General features: G+C 67.1%; 13 protein-coding genes and 1 pseudogene. All 14 read right to left on the bottom strand.

The window, feature by feature from the left end:
• Positions 1–178: 178 nt before the first annotated feature.
• The 14 genes and pseudogenes from C7402_RS44500 to C7402_RS44435 all read right to left on the bottom strand — a co-directional run bounded on the left by C7402_RS44500 (position 179) and on the right by C7402_RS44435 (position 19,380).
• Positions 179–1,108, bottom strand: coding sequence for an electron transfer flavoprotein subunit alpha/FixB family protein (locus C7402_RS44500; RefSeq protein WP_116615081.1), 930 nt, complete (start codon positions 1,106–1,108; stop codon positions 179–181).
• Complete coding sequence (locus tag C7402_RS44495) at positions 1,109–1,858, bottom strand: electron transfer flavoprotein subunit beta/FixA family protein (RefSeq protein WP_116615080.1); 750 nt, start codon at positions 1,856–1,858, stop codon at positions 1,109–1,111. It abuts the gene before it with no gap.
• Between the two features lie 81 nt (positions 1,859–1,939).
• A pseudogene (locus C7402_RS44490) lies at positions 1,940–2,338 on the bottom strand (NAD(P)/FAD-dependent oxidoreductase); the annotation flags it as partial.
• A gap of 122 nt (positions 2,339–2,460) precedes the next feature.
• Positions 2,461–3,936, bottom strand: coding sequence for a TolC family protein (locus C7402_RS44485; RefSeq protein WP_208949100.1), 1,476 nt, complete (start codon positions 3,934–3,936; stop codon positions 2,461–2,463).
• A 6-nt stretch (positions 3,937–3,942) separates the two neighbouring features.
• Positions 3,943–5,070 carry an ABC transporter permease gene (locus C7402_RS44480; protein ID WP_116615078.1) on the bottom strand — a complete coding sequence of 376 codons (1,128 nt, stop codon included), beginning with the start codon at positions 5,068–5,070 and terminating at the stop codon, positions 3,943–3,945.
• Between the two features lie 3 nt (positions 5,071–5,073).
• A complete protein-coding gene (gene rbbA, locus C7402_RS44475; RefSeq protein ID WP_116615077.1) occupies positions 5,074–7,872 on the bottom strand; it encodes a ribosome-associated ATPase/putative transporter RbbA in 2,799 nt (932 codons plus the stop codon).
• Between the two features lie 3 nt (positions 7,873–7,875).
• A complete protein-coding gene (locus C7402_RS44470; RefSeq protein WP_116615076.1) occupies positions 7,876–8,856 on the bottom strand; it encodes an HlyD family secretion protein in 981 nt (326 codons plus the stop codon).
• A 172-nt stretch (positions 8,857–9,028) separates the two neighbouring features.
• The gene (locus tag C7402_RS44465) at positions 9,029–9,796 is read right to left on the bottom strand and encodes a Crp/Fnr family transcriptional regulator (RefSeq protein WP_112178063.1); all 768 of its coding nucleotides are present in this window, start codon (positions 9,794–9,796) and stop codon (positions 9,029–9,031) included.
• 28 nt (positions 9,797–9,824) lie between these two features.
• A complete protein-coding gene (locus C7402_RS44460; RefSeq protein WP_112178064.1) occupies positions 9,825–10,778 on the bottom strand; it encodes a carbamate kinase in 954 nt (317 codons plus the stop codon).
• Positions 10,779–10,788: 10 nt separating this feature from the next.
• Complete coding sequence (locus tag C7402_RS44455; protein WP_112178065.1) at positions 10,789–11,790, bottom strand: ornithine carbamoyltransferase; 1,002 nt, start codon at positions 11,788–11,790, stop codon at positions 10,789–10,791.
• A gap of 31 nt (positions 11,791–11,821) precedes the next feature.
• Positions 11,822–13,045, bottom strand: coding sequence for an arginine deiminase (locus C7402_RS44450; protein ID WP_208949099.1), 1,224 nt, complete (start codon positions 13,043–13,045; stop codon positions 11,822–11,824).
• Between the two features lie 21 nt (positions 13,046–13,066).
• The gene (locus tag C7402_RS44445) at positions 13,067–15,427 is read right to left on the bottom strand and encodes an Orn/Lys/Arg family decarboxylase (protein ID WP_116615074.1); all 2,361 of its coding nucleotides are present in this window, start codon (positions 15,425–15,427) and stop codon (positions 13,067–13,069) included.
• Positions 15,428–15,457: 30 nt separating this feature from the next.
• On the bottom strand, positions 15,458–16,960 hold the full coding sequence (locus C7402_RS44440) for a basic amino acid/polyamine antiporter (protein ID WP_116615073.1): 1,503 nt from the start codon (positions 16,958–16,960) through the stop codon (positions 15,458–15,460).
• Positions 16,961–17,064: 104 nt separating this feature from the next.
• Complete coding sequence (locus tag C7402_RS44435; protein ID WP_224038725.1) at positions 17,065–19,380, bottom strand: Orn/Lys/Arg family decarboxylase; 2,316 nt, start codon at positions 19,378–19,380, stop codon at positions 17,065–17,067.
• Positions 19,381–19,628 lie beyond the last annotated feature (248 nt).

Below are 19,628 nucleotides of genomic sequence, written 5' to 3'. Positions count from 1 at the left end.
CGTTCGATCGCGCGGTGCGGCTTGCGGCGCGCACGTGGCTTGATATTCCGCGTGCGCCGCTCACATTGCGCCGCCGTCGCAAGCGCGCGGTGAAGGCGGCAGTGGCGTTGTTTCCGCAGATTATTTAGTACGTCTGCGACGGCTTGATCCGTCACGCCGCGGCACTCTGCGCCAGCGCTTACAGCGCCTTCACAAGTTCCGGCACCGCCTCGAACAGATCGCCCACGAGGCCATAATCAGCCACGCCGAAGATCGGTGCATCGGCATCCTTATTAATGGTAACGATGACCTTCGAGTCCTTCATGCCCGCAAGGTGCTGAATCGCGCCGGAGATGCCCACGGCCACATAAAGTTCGGGCGCAACGATCTTGCCGGTCTGACCGACCTGCAAATCGTTGGCAGCGAAGCCGGAATCGACGGCCGCACGCGAAGCGCCGATCGCCGCGCCGAGCTTTTCCGCGAGCGGGTCGAGCAGCGTGAAGTTGTCCGCGCTGCCGAGCCCGCGTCCACCGGACACCACCACGCGCGCGGCGGTCAGATCGGGGCGATGGTTCGGCGCGATCTCGCGGCGAATGAACTTCGAGAGACCCGTATCGGCAACGGCGGGCGCGGACACGATCTCGCCGCTGCCACCCGTTGCCGCCGCGGCGTCGAACGCGGTGGTGCGCACGGTTGCGACTATGATGGCATCGGCGCTTTGCACGGTGGCGATCGCGTTGCCCGCGTAGATCGGGCGCTGGAACGTGTCGGCGCTGTCGATCGCGACGATGTCCGAGATCTGCGCCGAGTCGAGTTTCGCGGCCACGCGCGGCGCGGCATTCTTGCCGGCGGCGGTCGCGGGGAACAGCACGTGTGAATAGTCGCGCGCGAGCGCCACGACTTGAGCGGAGACGTTTTCCGCGAGCGCGTCGGCGAGGTGCGCGGCGTCCACATGAATCACCTTGTCCACTCCCGCGACCTTGCTCGCGGCTTGTGCAACCGCCTGCGCGCCGTTGCCCGCGACCAGCACGTGCACGCCGTTGGCGAGTTGTCGGGCCGCGCCGATCGTGTGCAGCGTGCTGATCTTCAGTTGGACGTTGTCGTGTTCGGCAATAACGAGAGTCGTCATTCAAATCACCTTCGCTTCGTTCTTGAGTTTGTCGACGAGCGCCGCTACGTCCGGCACGATCACACCGGACTTGCGCGCGGCGGGCTCGACCACCTTGAGCGTCTTGAGCCGTGGTGCCGGGTCCACGCCCAGCGCGTCGGGCGTGACGGTGTCGATGGGTTTCTTCTTTGCCTTCATGATGTTCGGCAGCGTGACGTAGCGCGGCTCGTTCAGGCGCAGATCGGTCGTGACGATGGCGGGCAGTGAGAGCTCGATCACTTCGAGGCCGCCGTCCACTTCGCGCGTAACGGTGGCTGTCGAACCCTCGATCTCGATGTGGCTCGCGAACGTGGCCTGGGGCCAGTCGAGCAGGGCGGCGAGCAACTGGCCGGTCTGGCCTGCGTCGTCGTCGATGGCCTGCTTGCCGAGAATCACGAGTTGCGGCTGTTCCTTTTCGACGACGGCCTTGAGCAGCTTCGCGACGGCAAGCGGCTGGAGTTCGGCGTCGGTCTCGACCAGAATGCCTCGGTCCGCACCGATGGCGAGCGCGGTGCGCAGGGTTTCCTGGCTTTGCGCGACGCCGCACGAAACGGCCACGACCTCGGTGGCCTTGCCCGCTTCTTTCAGGCGCGTGGCGGCTTCGGTAGCGATTTCGTCGAACGGATTCATCGACATCTTCACATTGCCGATATCGACGCCCGACTGATCGGATTTCACGCGCACCTTCACGTTGTAATCGACGACACGCTTGACGGCGGTAATCACTTTCATTTAATCAGTTCCTCTAATTCAAACATTCGGTTGCGCACTTGCGGTGCTCACGGGCTCGGTCGGCCGGTCGGAGTCGCGTCCTCAGGACACCGCGCCGAGACCATATTTGCCGGTCAGCAATGCGCCGGTTTCGAAGCGCTCGATCGAATAGGGCTTGAGCGAGACGTCCGTGGGCAGGCCGGGCGCCGCTTGCGCGAGCACGCGCCCCACCGTCGGCGAGAGCTTGAAGCCGTGGCCCGAGAAGCCGTAGCCGACCACGAGTCCTTCGATGCCCGGCGAGGTGCCGAGCACGGGGTTCCAGTCGGGCGTGACGTCGTACACGCCGGTCCATGACGAAGCGATGCCCGCGGTTTCGTATGCGGGGAAACGCTCGGCGACCTGCGCGCCGACTTCGACGACATAATCCATCGGAATATCGCCTTGCTCGGTCTCGGCGGTAGAGAGCTTTTCGCCGACAATGCCTTCGCTCACGAGCATCTGGAACGTGTATTTGGCCGCGTTGCCTTCCTTCGTTGAACAAGTCGTGAACACAGTCTGAACGCTACATCGATCGCGCTGCGCAATATAAGCAAGAGCGATGATTAGCAAAAGCGGATCTGCGATCAATCAGCCACATTGGCCCCGCCCGTCGCGGTGGCGGTGGCATCGTCGCCTGCCTTCCAGCCGCCGCCCAGCGCGAGATACAGCTTCACCGTGGCGAGCGCAGCGTCCGTTTGCGCCTGCGCCAGCGCGTCCTCGCGCTGCAACGCGTCGATACGCGCATTGAGCACGTCGTCGAGCGTGCGCTGTCCGCCTTCGTACAACTGCCGCGCGCTCTGCGCATTGCGCCGCGCGAGGTCGAGCGACGCGTCGAGCCGCGCGCTGCGCGCGTCGAAGCCGTGGCGCAGCCCGTACGCGTCATCCACTTCTTCGAGCGTTTGAAGCAGCGCCTTGTCATGCTGCGCGAGCGCCGCCTGCAAGCGCGCATCGTTCGCGGCGACGTTGGCGCGCAGGCGTCCCGCATTGAAGATCGGCAGATCCGCGCCCACGCCGATGAGTCCCCCGGCGCCCGACAAGCCCGGCAGGCCGTCGAGATGGATATGGCCGTCGAGCCCGATGAACGTGAGGTAGAAGCGCGGAAAGAGATCGGCCTTCGCGCTGCCGAGCCGCGCCGCCTGCGCGCGCACGAGCGCCGCGCTCGCCCGCACGTCGGGACGGCGTTCGAGCACGGAAGACGGCACCTCGCCCGCGGGCACGGGCGGGACTTCCAGCGCACCGGGCGTGCCGAGCGGCGTGGCGTCCTGCGCGGCGCGTCCCGTGAGCACCGCAAGACGCCGTTCGCGCACGGCGATCTCGCTCACGAGGAGCGGCCGCTGTGCCTCCTGGCGGGCGATCTGGTCGTCCACGCGGCCCAGGTCGTAGCGCGTCGCCTGCCCGGCCGCGAAGCGCGCACCGGCGTAGTTTCGCAATGCGCGCAGCGTGTCGAGACTGCGATCGAGCACCGCGAGCCGCCGTTGCAGCCCGCGCGCGGCGAGATAATTTTGCGCGACTTCCCCGGCGATCGCGATGCGCGCCCCGCGCAACTGCTCCTGCGCCGCGTCGGCCATCGCTAAAGCGGCTTCGGCGTCGCTCGCACGGCGGCCGAACACGTCCACCTCCCAGATCGCGCTCACGCCGCCCGCCCAGGCATCGAGGTCCGGCGTATCGTCGGGAGCGCTGGACGGATCGCGCAGATTGCCGAATCCGTGCGCGGCCCCCGCCTGCGCGGCGAGCGACGGGTAGCGCGCCGAATCGGCCATCGCCGCGATCGCGCGCGCCTCGCGCACACGCGCCTGCGCCGTGCGCAGGTCGTCGTTCGCGTGCAGGGCGGCTTCGACATACGCGCTCAACTCGGGGTCTTGCCACGTTCGCCACCAGCTCGTGAGATCGGCGCAGGCGTCATGCGCGGCAGGCACTTGCGTGAAAGCGGCGGGAACGTCGCGCTGCGGCGGCACGTCTACCTTGACGAGCGAGGTGCAGCCCGCAAGCGCGGCCGCGAGGCACAGGGCGCCGGCGCGCAGCGTCATGGAAGGGGGCGAGGGATAACGTGGACGGATCATCGCGGGTCAGCCTTGTTGCGCGAGCATGGAGCGAAAGCGCGCGAGCGCGAGCAGCAGAAAAAGGGCGCCCGCAGCGCTCACGCCCGCGAGCTGCGGCCACACGATGTCGAGGCCCGCGCCCCGAAACAGGATGGCCTGGGTCAACGACACGAACTGGGTGGTCGGCAGCAGCTTCACGAACGGTTGCATCGCGACCGGCATGCTTTGCACCGGCGTGGCCGCGCCCGAGAGCAGATACGCGACCGCGTAGGTCGGCACCGCGAGCAGGCCGAACTGGGGCATGGCGGGCGCGAGCGTGGCGAGCCACATGCCGAGCGCCGTGACGGAAAAGAGGTAGAGCGCGGTGCTGAGCGCGAACAGCCCGAGCGAGCCCTGTAGCGGCACGCGCAGCCACAGATTGACGACGAGCACGAGCGAGAGCAGCGACACGACAAAAATGACGAGTCCATTCGCGAGAATCTTCGCCACTGCAATTTCGCTCGCGCGCACGGGCATCACGAGCAGATGCTCGATCGTGCCGTGCTCGCGCTCGCGGATCACGGCCGCGCCCACGAGAATGATCGAGAGCACCGTGATGTTCACGACGATCTGCATGCTGGAGGTGAACCAGTACGATTCGGTGTTCGGGTTGAACAGCACATGCACCACCGCGTGCGCGGGCAATTGCGCCTGCGCGTTGCGCGCGCGCAGGAACGCGAGCGTTTCGGCGACGAAGATCTGCTGGAGATACGCGGTGCCGAGCCCCGCCTGGGTCATCGCCGTGGCGTCGACGAGCACCTGCACGCTCGGCGCGCGGCCCGCGAGCACGTCGGCTTCGAAGCGCGGCGGAATCTCGATCGCGAAGATATAGGTGCCGCGATCGAGTGCCGCGTCGATGTCGCGCCGCTCGACGTCCACGGGGGGCTTGAAGTAGGGCGGCTGGATCGCTGCGCGCAGTTGCCGCGAAAGCTCCGAATGGTCGGCATCGACAATGGCCACCGACGCGTTCGAGACTTCGGCCTTGATGCCTTTGGCCACCGAGTACACGGCGAACGTGAAGGCGAACACGATCAACGCCATCAGCGTGGCGTCGCCGAACAGGCTGAAGATTTCCTTGTGCGCGAGCCGGGCGACGTTTCTGAACCATTGCAGCATCGCCTATGCCTCCTGCTTCGGCAGCAGGCACCACGCGCCGAACAGGTAGGCGAGCGCGAAGCCGAGCAGCGCGACATACATCGTGCCGAAGCTCGCCATGCCCAGCCCTTTCGTGAAGCTGCCGAGGCTCACGAGCTGGAACCACGACGAGGGAAAGCCAACGCCGGCCCAGTAGCTGGTGCCGGTGAGCGTGGATACCGGGTAGAGCAGACCCGAGAAGTTCACGGACGGAATGAGGCAGAGAATCGCCGTGCCGAAGATCGCCGCGACCTGCGAGCGCACGAACGTCGAAACGAGCAGGCCGAGCCCCGTGGCCGCCAGAACGAACAGCAGCGCGCCGATGGACAGCGCGACGAAGGAGCCCTTGAGCGGCACGCGCAGCACCGTCACGGTCAGCGCGACGAGCAGCAGATAGCTCAGCATCGCGAGCGCCGCATACGGTATTTGCTTGCCGAGCAGATACTCCCCTACGCTCGCAGGCGAAGCATAGAGGTTCGTGATCGAGCCCATTTCCTTTTCCCGCACGACGCCGAGCGCGGTCAGCATGGTGGGAATCAGGATCAGCGCGAGCATGATGATGCCCGGCGTGATGGCGTAGATGCTGCGGAACGTTTCGTTGTAGACGAAACGGGTTTCCACGCTCATCGGCAGCGCGGGCTGCGCGACGGGCGCGCGCGCCATCTGCGTGCTCACGTAGCGCAGCAGCACGGCGTTCACATAAGTGTCGATCGTCGCGCCCGGAAACGGGCTCGATCCGTCCACGTAGAAGGCGAGTTCCGGGCGGCGGCCGGCCAGCAGGTCGCGGCCGAAACCAGGTGGAATTTCCACCACCAGTTGCGCGTCGGCGGCTTGCAAGAGTCGTCTCGCGTCGTCGTCGCTGCGCGCCTCGCCGGACGGCACGAAATAGTGCGAGCCCGCGAACTGCTCGATCAGTTCGCGGCTCGCCACGGTGCGGTCGCGGTCTAGCGTGGCGAAGCGCACGTTGTCCACGTCGAACGAGACGCTCCATGCGGCGGCGAGCAGCAGCACGATCGGGCCGAGCAGCGCGAACGCGAGCCGCAGCCGGTCGCGCGCGAGTTCGAGCGTTTCGCGGCGCGCGAATGCCCAGATGCGCGCGAGCGGCGGCACGGCGGCAAGCGCGCCGGCCATCCTGGACGCGCGGCGGGGCGCTTTGGCCGCCTTCACTGCATCGGGAGCTGCCGCAGCGGCGCCCTTCGCCGTGCCGGCGGATTGCGCCTCATCGCGCTGCGCGTCTTCGAGCCAGGCGACGAACGCGTCTTCCAGCGTCGCCGCGTGGCGCGCTTCGCGCAGCGCCTCGGGCGTGCCGACCGCGAGCACGCGCCCGCGATGCATGAACGAGATGCGGTCGCAGCGCGCGGCTTCGTTCATGAAGTGCGTGGAGATGAAAATGGTCACGTGCGCGTCGCGCGACAGCCTGGCCAGATGCCGCCAGAACATGTCGCGCGCGCCGGGATCGACGCCCGAAGTGGGCTCGTCGAGAATCAGCACTTCCGGCCCGTGCAGGCAGGCGGCGGCCAGTTGCAGCCGCTGGCGGATGCCGAGCGAAAGGCTGGCCGGCCGGTCGTCCGCATACGGCGCGAGTTCGAAATCCTCAAGCGAGCGTGCAACCGCGCTGCTCGCGCGCTCGCCCTCCATGCGGTAGAGCTTCGCGTGCAGTTCGAGGTTCTGGCGCACGCTCAATTCCTCGTACAGCGAGAACGACTGCGACATGTAGCCCACTTTCATGCGCGTGCTCATGTCGGTGGCCTTCACGGGCTTGCCGAGCAAGGTGGCCGTGCCTTCGGTCGCGTCCAGCAGGCCGGTCAGCATTTTCATCGTGGTCGTCTTGCCGCAGCCATTCGAGCCGAGAAAGCCGAAGATTTCGGCGCGCTCGATGCGAAAGCTCACGTGATCGACGGCGACGAACGAGCCGAAGCGCCGCGTGAGCCCGACGGCCTCGATCGCGGGCGGCCCCGCGACCGGCTCGCGCGGCGCAATCACCAGCTTGCCCGCGTCCCCGCGTTTTTGTTCCGGCAGGAGCGCGACATAGGCGGCTTCGAGGTTCGGCGTCCCCGCGCGGCGCAGCACCGCTTCGGTGCTGTCGCTCACCAGCACACGGCCGTCGTCCATGGCGACCAGATGCTCGAAGCGCTGGGCCTCTTCCATATAGGCCGTCGCCACGATCACGCTCATGCCCGCGTGCTCGCGCCGCAGGTCGTCGACGAGGGTCCAGAACTGCCGGCGCGACAGCGGGTCGACGCCCGTGGTCGGTTCGTCGAGAATCAGCAGGTCGGGGTTGTGCACGAGCGCGCAGCACAGCCCCAGCTTCTGCTTCATGCCGCCGGACAGCTTGCCCGCGGGCCGGTCGGGGAAGGGCGCGAGGCCCGTCGCGTCGAGCAGCCGGGCGATGCGCCGGGCGCGTTCGGCCTCGGCGAGTCCGAACAGCCGCGCGAAGAAGTCGACGTTTTCGTAGACCGACAACGTTGGATAGAGATTGCGCCCGAGCCCCTGCGGCATGAACGCAATGCGCGGCAGCACGCGCTCGCGCGCATCGCGCACGCGCAGGTCCGCGCCGAGCACGCTCACTTCGCCGTGCTGCACGCGCTTGACTCCGGCGATGAGACCGAGCAGCGTCGATTTGCCCACGCCGTCCGGGCCGATCAGGCCGATCGTCGTGCGCGCGGGCAGGACCAGCGAGACGCCGTCGAGCGCGCGCGTCGCACCGTACTGGTGCGAGACGCCGGCAATGCGAATCGCTTCGCCATCCTTACGAAGCCCCGTGGCTTCGTCCGCAAGCGCCATCGCCTAGCTCCCGCGTACGGCGAGCGCCTCGGGCCACGGGCGCGACGGATCGACGCGCACGTAGCCTTCGCCCGTCATGCCGCCTTTCAGGCGCGAGGCCAGCTTGCGCGCGACGTCGAGCGGCAACTGGAGCTTCACGCGGTACATGAGCTTCGCTCGCTCACTATCGGTCTCGACATACTTGGGCGTGAACTGCGCGTCGTCCGACACATAGCCGATGCGCGCGGCAATGGGCTCGCGAGGGAACGCGTCGAGCACGATGCGGGCGTCCGCGCCGATGGCGAGCTTGCCCGCCTGCGGGCCGGGCAGAAAAATCGTGAAGTAGATGTCGTCGGGGTTGAGCATCGACACCACGCGGCCGCCGGCCGGGAGCACCGTGCCGACCTCGACCACGCGATATTCGACGCGCCCCGCGAGCGGCGCGCGCACGGTCGTGTCGTTGAGCACGGCTTGCAGCCGCGCGATCTGGGCATCGGCTTCCGCAATGGCCGACTGCGCTTCGGCGCGCGCCGCGCGCGCGGCGCTTTCGCCCGCCTGCGCGCCTTCCAGCGCGAGGCGGCGTCGATCGCGTTCGACCGGCGAAATCTGCGCGGCGTCGAACAGTTTGCTTGCCTGCGAAGATTCGAGCTGCGCGAGGCGCACCTGCGCGCCGCTTGCGTCGAGCTGGGCGGCGGCGCGGGTGGCCGCGCCCGCCGCGCGTTCGCGGGCGGCCTTCGCCGCGTCGAGCTGGGCGCGCAACTCGTCGTTGTCCTGACGAGCGACGACGTCACCCGCTGCGAGCATATCGCCCTCGTGCACCGGCAGATCGACGATACGGCCGCCGTACTTCACCGCCACATCGACGCGCGCGAGTTCGAGCCGACCGTTTGCGTGCGCAACGTTATCCGGAAGACCCCGCCCCTGGTTGCGCTGCCAGACGACGGCCGCGCCGATCGCCGCAACGATCGCGACTGCCGCGAGCGTCCAGCCAAGCTTCTTGTTCATCAACTACCCTGCGTAGCGTGTTGAATGTGCCCCATGACATTCGCGCCATGAATATACGCTGGCCACCGATTTGATGGCGCGCGAATGGCCGGCGAGAGGGCACAGAAGGGCACAAGAGGGCGCGAGAGGCATGGCCGGCCATTCGGTGTGCGGTCGATCGCCCGCCGCCTTGCTAAACCAGCCCCGCCGCCTCGCGCAGCTTGCCGCCGTCGAGGAGTTCGATGGCGCGCGGACCTCTGCGCAGAATCGCGCCTTCGGCTTCGAGCGCGTTGAGCGCACGGCTCACCGTTTCGATGGTCAACCCGAGATAGTCGGCCATGTCGCGACGGCCCATCGGCAGCGTGAATTCGCTCGTGCCGCCGCCGGATTGCGCGCTCACGTGCTCGACCCACAACAGGAAGCCCGCGAGCCGCGCGCTGGCATGCTGCTTCGAGACGGTGATGGCATGACTCTGCGACGAGCGCAGCTCATGACATAGTTTGCACAACAAGCCGATGTTCAGGCGCGGATCGCGTTCGAGTATCGCCTCTAATGCCTTGACGGGAATCTGGTACGCAAGCAGGGGCGTGAGCGCCTGCGCGGTCGCGACATACTGGCCGTCGACGCTGAGCCCGAGCAGATCGCGCGGAAACAGAAACGCCGTGACGTGGCGGTCGCCGTTCGGCTGCAACTGAAACGTCTTGGCGACGCCGCTGATCACGTTGTAGACGAACTTTGCCTCGCCGCCCTCGGCGTACAGCATCGCGTTGCGGCGCACGCTCACGAGTTGCGAAATGGCCATCAGCGCGTCCTGGTCCGCGGCGGAGAGCAACTCGACCGCCGCGCCGTCCCCGCCCTTCTGGAACGGCGCCGCATAAATGGACGGCCGGTAGCGAGACGGGGGCGCCACCGGCGTCTGGGCATCGTTTTGCTCCGCGATTTTCTTGTCGAACACATTCATGACCTGCCTCTTTCTCTTTTCCTTGTTCTCATCCGGCGCGCGGCACGCCGGTTGCGTCGTCCACGATACCAGGCTCGCCTGTCTGCACCGATGTTCCCGCCGTGCCCGCGGCGAGGCGTGCGATGTCCGCAAGCGCGCCGATCGACGCGCGCCGGCCGGTGCTGCGCGCGAAATCGCTGGCGGCTTCGACCTTCGGTCCCATGGACCCGGCCGCGAAGTCGTACGCCGCGAGCGCGTCCGGATGCGCGCGGCGCACGCGGCGCACGTGCGGCGTGCCCCAGTCCAGATAAACGCCGTCCACGTCCGTCGCGATCACGAACAGATCCGCTTCGATCGCGCGGGCCAGCAGCGCCGCGCTGCGATCCTTGTCGACGACGGCTTCCACGCCATCATATTGTCCGCCCGGCGCGCGGACCACGGGCACCCCGCCGCCGCCCGCGCAGATCACGATCGAACCTTGCGCGAGCAACGCCCGCACCGCATCGAGCTGGAGAAACCGCTGCGGCGCGGGGCTCGGCACCACGCGCCGAAAGCCGTTGCCGTCCGCGGCGACGCTCCAGCCGTGCGCCTGTGCGGCGGCGCTCGCCTCGTCACGCGTGAGTATCGCGCCAACGGGCTTGTCCGGCCGCGCGAACGCGGCGTCGGCGCGGTCCACTTCGACCATCGTCAGCAGGGTCGCGCACGCGCGCGACTCGTGCATCTGGTTGCGCAGTTCGAGTTCGATCAGATAGCCGATCATGCCTTCGGTCTGCGCGTCGAGCACGTCGAGCGAAAACCGCTGCGCCGGCGGCGCGCTTGCGCCGAGCGCGGCCAGCAGCCCGACCTGCGGGCCGTTGCCGTGCACGATCACGAGTTCGTTGCCCGGCGCGACGCGAGCGAGCTGCGCCGCCGCGTCGCGCACGTTGCGGCGCTGCGTCTGCGGCGTCATCGCCTCGCCGCGCCTGAGCAGCGCATTGCCCCCGAGGGCGACCACGATGCGCATGCCGTTCCCCTCAGAGCGCAAGCGTCGCGACCAGCACGGCCTTGATCGTATGCAGACGGTTCTCGGCCTGTTCGAACACGATCGATGCCTCCGACTCGAACACCTCGTCGGTCACTTCCACGCCATCATGCAGTCCGTAGCGCTCGGCGAGTTCTTTGCCGACTTCGGTATGCGAGTCGTGAAACGCGGGCAGGCAGTGCATGAACTTCGTGCGCGGATTGCCGGTTTTCGCGAGCAGCGCGGCGTTCACCTGGTAAGGCAGCAGCGCGTCGATGCGCTCGCCCCACTTTTCCGGCGGCTCGCCCATCGACACCCACACGTCGGTATAGACGAAGTCCGCGCCCTTGACCGCCTCGCCGGGCTCGTCGGTGAGCGTCAGGCGCGCGCCCGTTTTCGCGGCGATCTCGCGGCATTGTGCGATCAGGTCGTCGCGCGGCCAGAGGTTGCGCGGCGCGCACAGCCGCACGTCCATGCCGAGCTTCGCGCCCACGGTCAGCAGCGAATTGCCCGTGTTGTTGCGCGCGTCGCCGATATAGCAGTACGCGATGTCGTGGAGCGGCTTGTCGCTGTGCTCGCTCATCGTCAGCATGTCGGCGAGCATTTGCGTCGGGTGGAACTCGTCGGTGAGGCCGTTGTAGACGGGCACGCCCGCATACTTTGCCAGTTCCTCGACGACTTCCTGAGCGTAGCCGCGATACTCGATCGCGTCGTACATGCGGCCCAGCACGCGCGCGGTGTCCTTCATCGACTCCTTGTGGCCGATCTGCGAGCCGGTCGGGTCGATGTAGGTGACGTGCGCGCCCTGGTCGTGTGCCGCCACTTCGAAGGCGCAACGCGTGCGCGTCGAGGTCTTTTCGAAGATCAGCGCGATGTTCTTGCCCGTGAGGCGCGGCGTTTCGGTGCCCGCATAGCGGGCGCGCTTGAGGTCGCGGGAGAGATCGAGCAGATAGCGGATCTGGCGCGGCGTGTAGTCGATGAGCGTCAGGTAGCTGCGATTGTGTACGTTGAACATGGTGACGGTTTTTCGTGAAGGAGTGCGCGGCTCAGAGGGCGATGGGGTCGCGCTCGATCGGGCAGCTGAGGCAATGGCTGCCGCCGCGCCCGCGCCCGAGTTCGCCGCCCGGGATCTCGATGACTTCGATGCCGGCCTGGCGCATCTTGCGGTTTGTCCACGTGTTGCGGTCGTAGGCGAGCACCACGCGGCGATCGAGCGCCAGCACGTTGTTGCCGTCGTCCCATTGCTCGCGCTCGCTTTCATAGCTGTCGCCGCCCGTGGTCAGCACGCGCAGCGAACCCACGCCGAGCGCATTCGCCACGACTTCGAGGAACTTGCCGTCGTGGCGCTCGTAGCGGATCTGGCCGAGCGCGTCGCCGGCGTAGAGGCTCGTGCAGCGGATTTCGTCGGCAATGCCCGGATAGATGCTCACGAAATCGGCGTCGAGGAACGAGAACACCGTGTCGAGATGCATGTTCGCCCGCGCCTTGGGCATCTGGCAGGCGATCACGCGCTTCGCGCCATGGCCCGCGAACAGTGCGCGCGCGACCTGGGTGACCGCCTGCGGGCTGGAGCGCTCGCCCATGCCGATCAGCACGACGCCGTTGCCGATCGGCATGACGTCGCCGCCTTCGAGCGTTTGCGCGCCGTGATCGCGCTCGGGGTCGCCCCACCACGTGCGCACCTTGCCCGCGAAGCGCGGATGGAACCCGTAGACCGCCGCGAGCAGCAGCGTTTCCTTGCGGCGCGCGGGCCAGAACATCGGGTTCAGCGTGACGCCGCCGTAGATCCACGCGCTCGTGTCGCGCTGGAAGATCAGGTTGACGAGCGGCGGGATCACGAAGTCGGAGCGTTCGAGATAGCCGCCGAACAGCCCCCGCGCGTCGAACGGCAGCTCGGATTTCGCCACGCCGCCGATCAGCGCGTCGGCAAGACGTTGTGCGGGCAACGACTCCAGCCAGAGCCGCAGTTCGCGCAGCATGCCCGTGCCGACTTCCTCCTCGGTGATGCGGCGGTCGAGAATCCAGTCGCGCGCGTTCGGGTCGAGGCAGACCTCGGCGAGCAGATGATGGAATTCGAGCACTTCGACGTCGCGTTCGCGCAGTACGCGCACGAACGCATGATGATCTTCGATGGCCCGGTCGACCCAGATCACGTCGTCGAACAGCAGCGCGCCGCAGTTGCCGGGCGTGAGCCGGCGATGCGCGAGGCCGGGCGCGCACACCATCACGGTGCGCAGCTTGCCGGCTTCCGAATGAACGCCGAAAGGCATGATCAGTTCTCCTGTGCGAGGTTATTCGATGACGACATAGGTATGGAGGCGCGTGCGCCCGTCGTTGCCGGTTTGACGGTAGATGCCCTGGATTTCGTTCTCGAAGCCCGGAAAGCGGTTGCCGCCTTCCTCGAACACGCGGAAATAGTCGAGCATCGGCTGGGCGCGCGCGTCGTAGCGCTCGCCGGGCACGACCACGCCAATGCCGGGCGGGTAGACGAGCGCGAGCGTCGCCGCGATGCGCCCGCCAATGCGCTCGATGGGCAGCAGTTCAACGTCGTTGCGCACGAGCGCGTGCATGGCATCCTGCGGCGACATGGCGGGCTGCGGAAAATGCTCGGCGCGAAATTGCTCGCGCTGGAGCGCGCTCACGTTGCATTCGCGATAGAACGCATGCATCTGCGCGCACAGGTCGCGCAGGCCGACACCCGCATAGCGCTCGCGATGCGCGGCCACGAACGCGGGCATCGCCACGTCGAGCGGTGCGTTGTCGTCGTGGAGCTGTTTGAAGCGCACGAGCGCCGAGAGCAGCGTGCCCGCTTTCGACGATTCGAGGCCGGGCGTGAGCAGAAAGAGGATGCTGTTCAGATCGTTCTTCTCGGGCACGATGCGCTGGCCGCGCAGGAACTCGGCCAGAACTGGCGCGGGAATGCCGTGCTCCGCGTATTGCCCGCTCGCGCGGTCGAAGCCGGGCGTGAGCAGGGTCAGCTTGTTGGGATCGGTCATCGCGTAGCCGGGCGCGAGCGGGCCGAAGCCGTGCCACGCGGCGTGCGGCGCGAGCTCCCAGCAGCGCGGGTTCGAGGCCAGTTCGTCGGTCGGCAGGTCCTCCCAGCGGCGCGGCGCGTCGCTTGCGTTCACGGCGTCCGGCGAGCACCCCGGCACGAATTCGGGCACGAACGGATCGAAAAACCAGCGCCGCGCCGGGTCGGTTTCCGTGGCCGCGTACTCGTCGCGCAGCGCGCGAATCTTCTTGCGCAGTTCGATGCCGAGCCGGATCGTGTCGTCCCACAGCACTTCGCCGGAACGCCCGCGCATCATCTGTGCGCCCACGTCGAGCGAAGCAAAGAGCGGATAGAACGGCGACGTCGACGAATGCTGCATGAACATTTCGTTGAAGCGCCAGTGATTGACCTGGCGGCGCTGGCCGTTCAGGTGCGAATCCTTGATGTGGATTTGCGAGGCTTGCGAGAAACCGGCGAGCTGCTTGTGCGTCGATTGCGTCGCGATGATGCCGGGCGCGTTCCCGTCGAGCCCTTCCACGCCCATCGCGAAGCGGCCGCGAAAGAGCGGATGAAATTTCATGAAGCCCGCCCACGCTTCGTCGAACACGATGTAGTCGCAAAGCGGCCCAAGCTTTTCGACGATCAGGCGCGCGTCGTAGATCGTGCCGTCGTACGTGCATTGCTCGATCACGGCGACGCGGAAGGGTCGCGCCCGCGAGGCTGCCTGCGTGTCGCTCACGAGCGGATGGCGGCGGATCGACTCGCGAATCGCGGCTTCGTCGAGCGCGGCGAAGTCGATCGGTCCGATCAGGCCGTGCGCGTTGCGCGTGGTCGGCAGATAAACGGGAATGCCGCCGGCTAGCAGCAGCGCGCCGTGGTGCGCGGCCTTGTGGTTGTTGCGATCGAACAGCACGAGGTCGCCAGGCGCGACGAGGGCGCTCAACGCGATCTTGTTCGAAGTGGATGTGCCGTTGAGCACGAAGTAGGTGCGCTCGGCGCCGAAGATGCGTGCGGCCGCCTTCTGCGCGGCGAGCGCCGGGCCCTCGTGCACGAGCAGGTCGCCGAGACCCACCACGGAGTTGTCCAGGTCGTTGCGGAACACGGCTTCGCCCAGATGCTTGACGAACGCGCGGCCGATCGGACTCTTCTGGTAGAACACACCGCCGTTGTGGCCGGGGCAGGTCCACATCTGGTTGGCCTCGCCCGCGTAGTCGACCATCGCGCCGAAAAACGGCGTTTTGAGCGACTGGGCATAGTTGTGCAGATGCCCCACGAGATTGCGCGCGACGAACTCGGGCGTGTCCTCCTCGACGAACACGTAGCCGCTCACGAGGCTGAGCACGCGCACCGGAATCTCTTCGAGCCGATGGCGCTCGGCGAGGATGAACACCGGCACGTCCAGGCCGCGCTCGCGCACGAACTGCACGAACGCCTCGACCTCGTTTTCGGGCTCGGCTACCGACCATTCGATGACGATGCAACCGATCGCCGCGTCGCCGCGCACGGCGCCGCGGGCGTCGGCCGTCGTCGCCATCTGCGCGACCTCGTAGCCTTGCCGCGTCAGTTCGGCAACGATGCGGCCGATGCGCGACTGCGCAAACGTATTGGGCTGCGGCGCGGCGCAGCAGAACAGGAAGCCGAATAATCTATCGTACGACATGAAGATACCTCGTCAGGATGCCGATCGAATTCAGCCGATGGAAACGATGCCTTTGGCAAACAGCACGAACGCGACGATCGCCGCGACGACCAGCACGACCACGGCCACGCGCTCGCGCGCGGTGAACACGGGCGCGTGCGGGTCCTTTTCGCGCTGCGCATACCAGAACACGGGAATGCCGATCACGAAGAAGATCGTCGACATCAGCAGATAGGTGGGGCCGGCGGCATACAGGAGCCAGGCGGAATACGCCGTGCCGAGCACGCCGGTCCATAGCGACGCGCGCTTGCCTTCGCCTGCGTGAATCTGGAAGTTCTTTTGCGTCGCGCATTTCCAGAGGAAGCCGGTGCTCGCGAGATAGGGCGGCAGGATCATCACGCCCGCGACGCTGATGAGCCACATCCACGCGTCGTGCGCGAACAGCACAACGAACATCATCGCCTGCATGACGGCGCTGGAGAGCCACAACGACGGCGCGGCCGCGTGATGGCGGTTCTCATGCGAGAGCACGCGCGGGAAGATGTTGTCCTTCGCGGCCGCGAACGGCAGCTCCGCGACGAGCACGGTCCACGCGAGCCAGCAGCTCAGCACCGAGAACAGCAGCGCGACGACCACGAAAATCGCACCCCAGTGCCCGACCAGTTGTTGCAGCACGTACGCCGACGAAGGGTTCTGCAATCCGGCGAGCGTTTTCTGCGGCATGACGCTGAAGGGCAGCGCCGAAAGCAGGAAATACAGCGTCGTGCACACCGCAAGGCCGATGAAGGTCGCCGTGCCCACCTGATGCTGATTACGCGCGCGATCCGAAACGACCACGGCGCCCTCGATGCCGATGAACACCCACAGCGTGACCATCATCGTGCTCTTGACCTGCGCGAGCGTGCCGCCCAGGTGCTGCTGCTGGCCCCACACGTCGAACGTAAACTGGCCTTTCTGGAAGAACAGCGCGATCACGACGATCGCCACCGAAAGCGTGACGATGTTCACCACGCTCGCCATCGAATTGAGAATGGCGGTGCGCTTCACGCCCGAGAGCACCATGAAGTGCATGGCCCAGATCAGCAGGGAGCCGCCCAGTATCGACTGCCAGTTCTTGCCGTCGAGCGAGGGGAAAAAATAGCCGAGCGTCTGCATGATGAGCACCGCGAACGCGACGTTGCCGAACGCGGAACTCAGCCAGTAGCCCCATGCCATTTCGAAGCCCGCGAACTTGCCGAAGCCTTCGCGCGCATACGAATAGATGCCGGCGGTCAGGTCCGGCCGTTGGTCGGCGAGCGTGCGAAACGAGTTCGCGAGGAAGAACATGCCGACGAGCGTGATGATCCACGCGATGGCGATCGCGCCGAGGCCCGCGCCCGCCGCCATGTTCTGCGGCAGATTGAAGGCGCCGCCGCCGATCATCGAGCCCACAACGATGCCGCTGAGCAGCACGACGCCGAGCTTGCGCGAGTCCGGGCCGCCGCCCCCGGCGGCGGGGCCGGGCGGTTGCGAGGGCGTGGTCAGGCCAGTTTTTTCCGCGATGGGTTGGTTCATTATCGTTCTCCGGGAAAGGGGGCCGGCGGCTTGGCGCCGGCGGCCGGCTACAACGCGTGCGAGAAGGGTGCGGGAAACGGATGAGAAGGGCGCGTTCCGTCGAATCAGTTGCGGTTGGGCGAAGCGCCGGACGTCACGACGCTCAACCGGTACGCGCCGTTTTCGACTTCGACGCCGTGAATGTCGTGCGTGAAGCCCGGAAAGGCGCGATCGAACGCTTCGAGCGCCTTGAGGTACGCAAGCGCGGAGCCGTTGTCCGCACCCGCGTTCTCGCCCGGCATGAGCAGCGGAATGCCGGGCGGATAGGGCACCACGCCCGTGGCGAGCGTGCGGCCCGCGAGCGCGTCGAGCGCGACGGTTTCGATGCAGCCCTTGACCAGTTGCTCATACGCCTCGGCCGGGCTCATGTCGGGCACGGGCAAATCCGAGAATGCCTGCGCGAGCCGGTCCGTCGAGCGCAGATCGCGCATCGTTTCGAACATCGAGGCGGCGAGATCGCGCAGGCCGAGCCCGGCGTAACGCGCGGGATGCTCGCGTACGAGCGCGGGCAATGCTTGTTCGAGCGGCGCGTTGCTTGCGTAGTCGCGGTGGAATTCGAGCAGGGCATTGACGAGCGTGCCCCACTTGCCCTTGGTCACGCCAATCGAGAACAGGAACAGGATCGTGAAGTCGGTCGTCTTTTCGACGACGATGCCGCGCGCGTCCAGATAGCTCGTGACGATGGACGCGGGAATGCCGGTTTCGGCCGGCGCGCCGCACGCCTGCACGCCCGGCGTGACGATCGACACCTTGATCGGATCGAGCATGCAATAGCCGGGTTCGAGCCCGTCGAAGCCGTGCCACGCGTCGCCCGGCTCCAGCGTCCAGCACGACGCGTCGGCGGCGAGCCGCTCCGGGTCCGCCAGATGAAACGGCACGCTGCCGCCTTCGGCATCCCTGATCGCTTCGGGCTGCCAGGCATCGAAGAACCAGTCGCCGCGCGCGGTGAATTCCGCGTGCAGGCGCGACATCATCTGCCGGAATGCGATCGCCTCGTGAATCGACTCCGAGGTCAATGCGTGGCCGCCGGGGCCGTCCATCATCGCGGCGCTCACGTCGTTCGAGGCGATGATCGCGTACTGCGGCGAGGTCGAGGCGTGCATCATGAACGCCTCGTTAAAGCGCGCATGCTCGATCGGGCGGCGGCCGTCGCGCACGTGGATCATTGAAGCCTGCGAGAGCGCGGCGAGCAGCTTGTGCGTCGATTGCGTCGAGAACACCGTGGGGCGCGACGCGTCGTGAGCGCCCGGCTCGCCGTGCATCGCGAAGCGGCGCGCGTAGATCGGGTTGAAGCGCGCGTAGCCGTACCACGCCTCGTCGAAGTGCAGCCGGTCCACCCGCTCGCCGAGCAGCGCCTCGACGCGGGCGACGTCGTAACACAGGCCGTCGTAGGTGGAATTGGTGACGATCGCGTGCACGGGCGTCGGGTCGACACCGTCACGCACGAGCGGATTGGCCGCGATGGCCGCTTCGAGCGCGGCCGCCGCGAGCCACGCGGGCGGGATCGGCCCGATGATGCCGTAGCGGTTGCGCGTGGGCAGCAGCCAGGTCGGTATCGCGCCGGAAAGCGTCATCGCATGTTCGACCGACTTGTGGCAATTGCGGTCGCACAGCGCGACCTGGCCGCGCGTGACGCTCGCCATGAGGATCACGCGATTGGACGTGGAGGAGCCGTTGGTCACGTAGTAGGTGCGATGCGCGCCGAACACGCGCGCCGCGTAGCGCTCGCCTTCGCCTATCGGGCCGGAGTGATCCAGCAGCGAACCAAGTTCGCCCACCGAGATCGACAGGTCCGAGCGAAACAGTTCCTCGCCGAAAAAGCTGAAGAACGCGCGGCCGACCGGCGACTTGAGGAACGCGGTGCCGCCCGTGTGGCCGGGCGTGTGCCAGGAGTATTCGTAGACCTGGGAGAACGCGACGAGCGCGCGGAACATGGGCGGGAGCACGCGCTCGCGGTAGCGGTGGATCGCCGCGAGAATGCGCCCGCCGATGAAATCGGGCGAATCCTCGTGCAGCCAGATGAAATCGTCGACTTTCTCCATCGCTTCGGCCGGGATGGCGGAGGCCGCCTGACGGCTCGCGAGCAGGAAAACCGGCAAGTGCGCGTTGCGTTGGCGCGCTTCACTAAGCACGCTCATCGCTCCGGCGTGCGCGGGGTCGTCGTGCAGATCCCAGTCGAGCAGCAGGCACTGGATCGAAGCGTCGGCGGCGAGCGTCGCGCGGGCGTCCTCGGCGCTGCGCGAGCGGACGACGTCGATCTGGCGGCTGGCGAGATCCTCGTCGAGCATGCGCTCGGCGCGGCCCGCGGCGGTGGACTCGGCGAATTCGTCGCTGACGAACAGCGCGCGCATGGGGAAGCGGTCGGTGATCGTGCGGATCATGGGCGGGTCCCGGAAGACGGGTGGTCGAACGACGGGCATCGCGCGGACTGCCGCGCGCGGGCGGCGCGGCGGGGCGCGAAGGCAGGCGTGGATGAAGAGAGCCCGGTGCGAGACCGGACGATTAGCGAGGCGATCGCCGCGGTAGTGCGTGAACCCATGTACGAAGCGCTCCCCATCTTTTTGTGCGCGCGGCAGGAACGCGCAGACACACGATGCCGGCTTGCGCTGGCGAATCGTGGGTCTGACAT

Origin of the sequence: Paraburkholderia unamae (assembly GCF_003096875.1) — a bacterium.
In the GTDB taxonomy this organism is placed as follows: domain Bacteria; phylum Pseudomonadota; class Gammaproteobacteria; order Burkholderiales; family Burkholderiaceae; genus Paraburkholderia; species Paraburkholderia unamae.
Note: the sequence above shows the minus strand (reverse complement) of the source record. Positions and strands in the feature narration are given on the sequence as shown.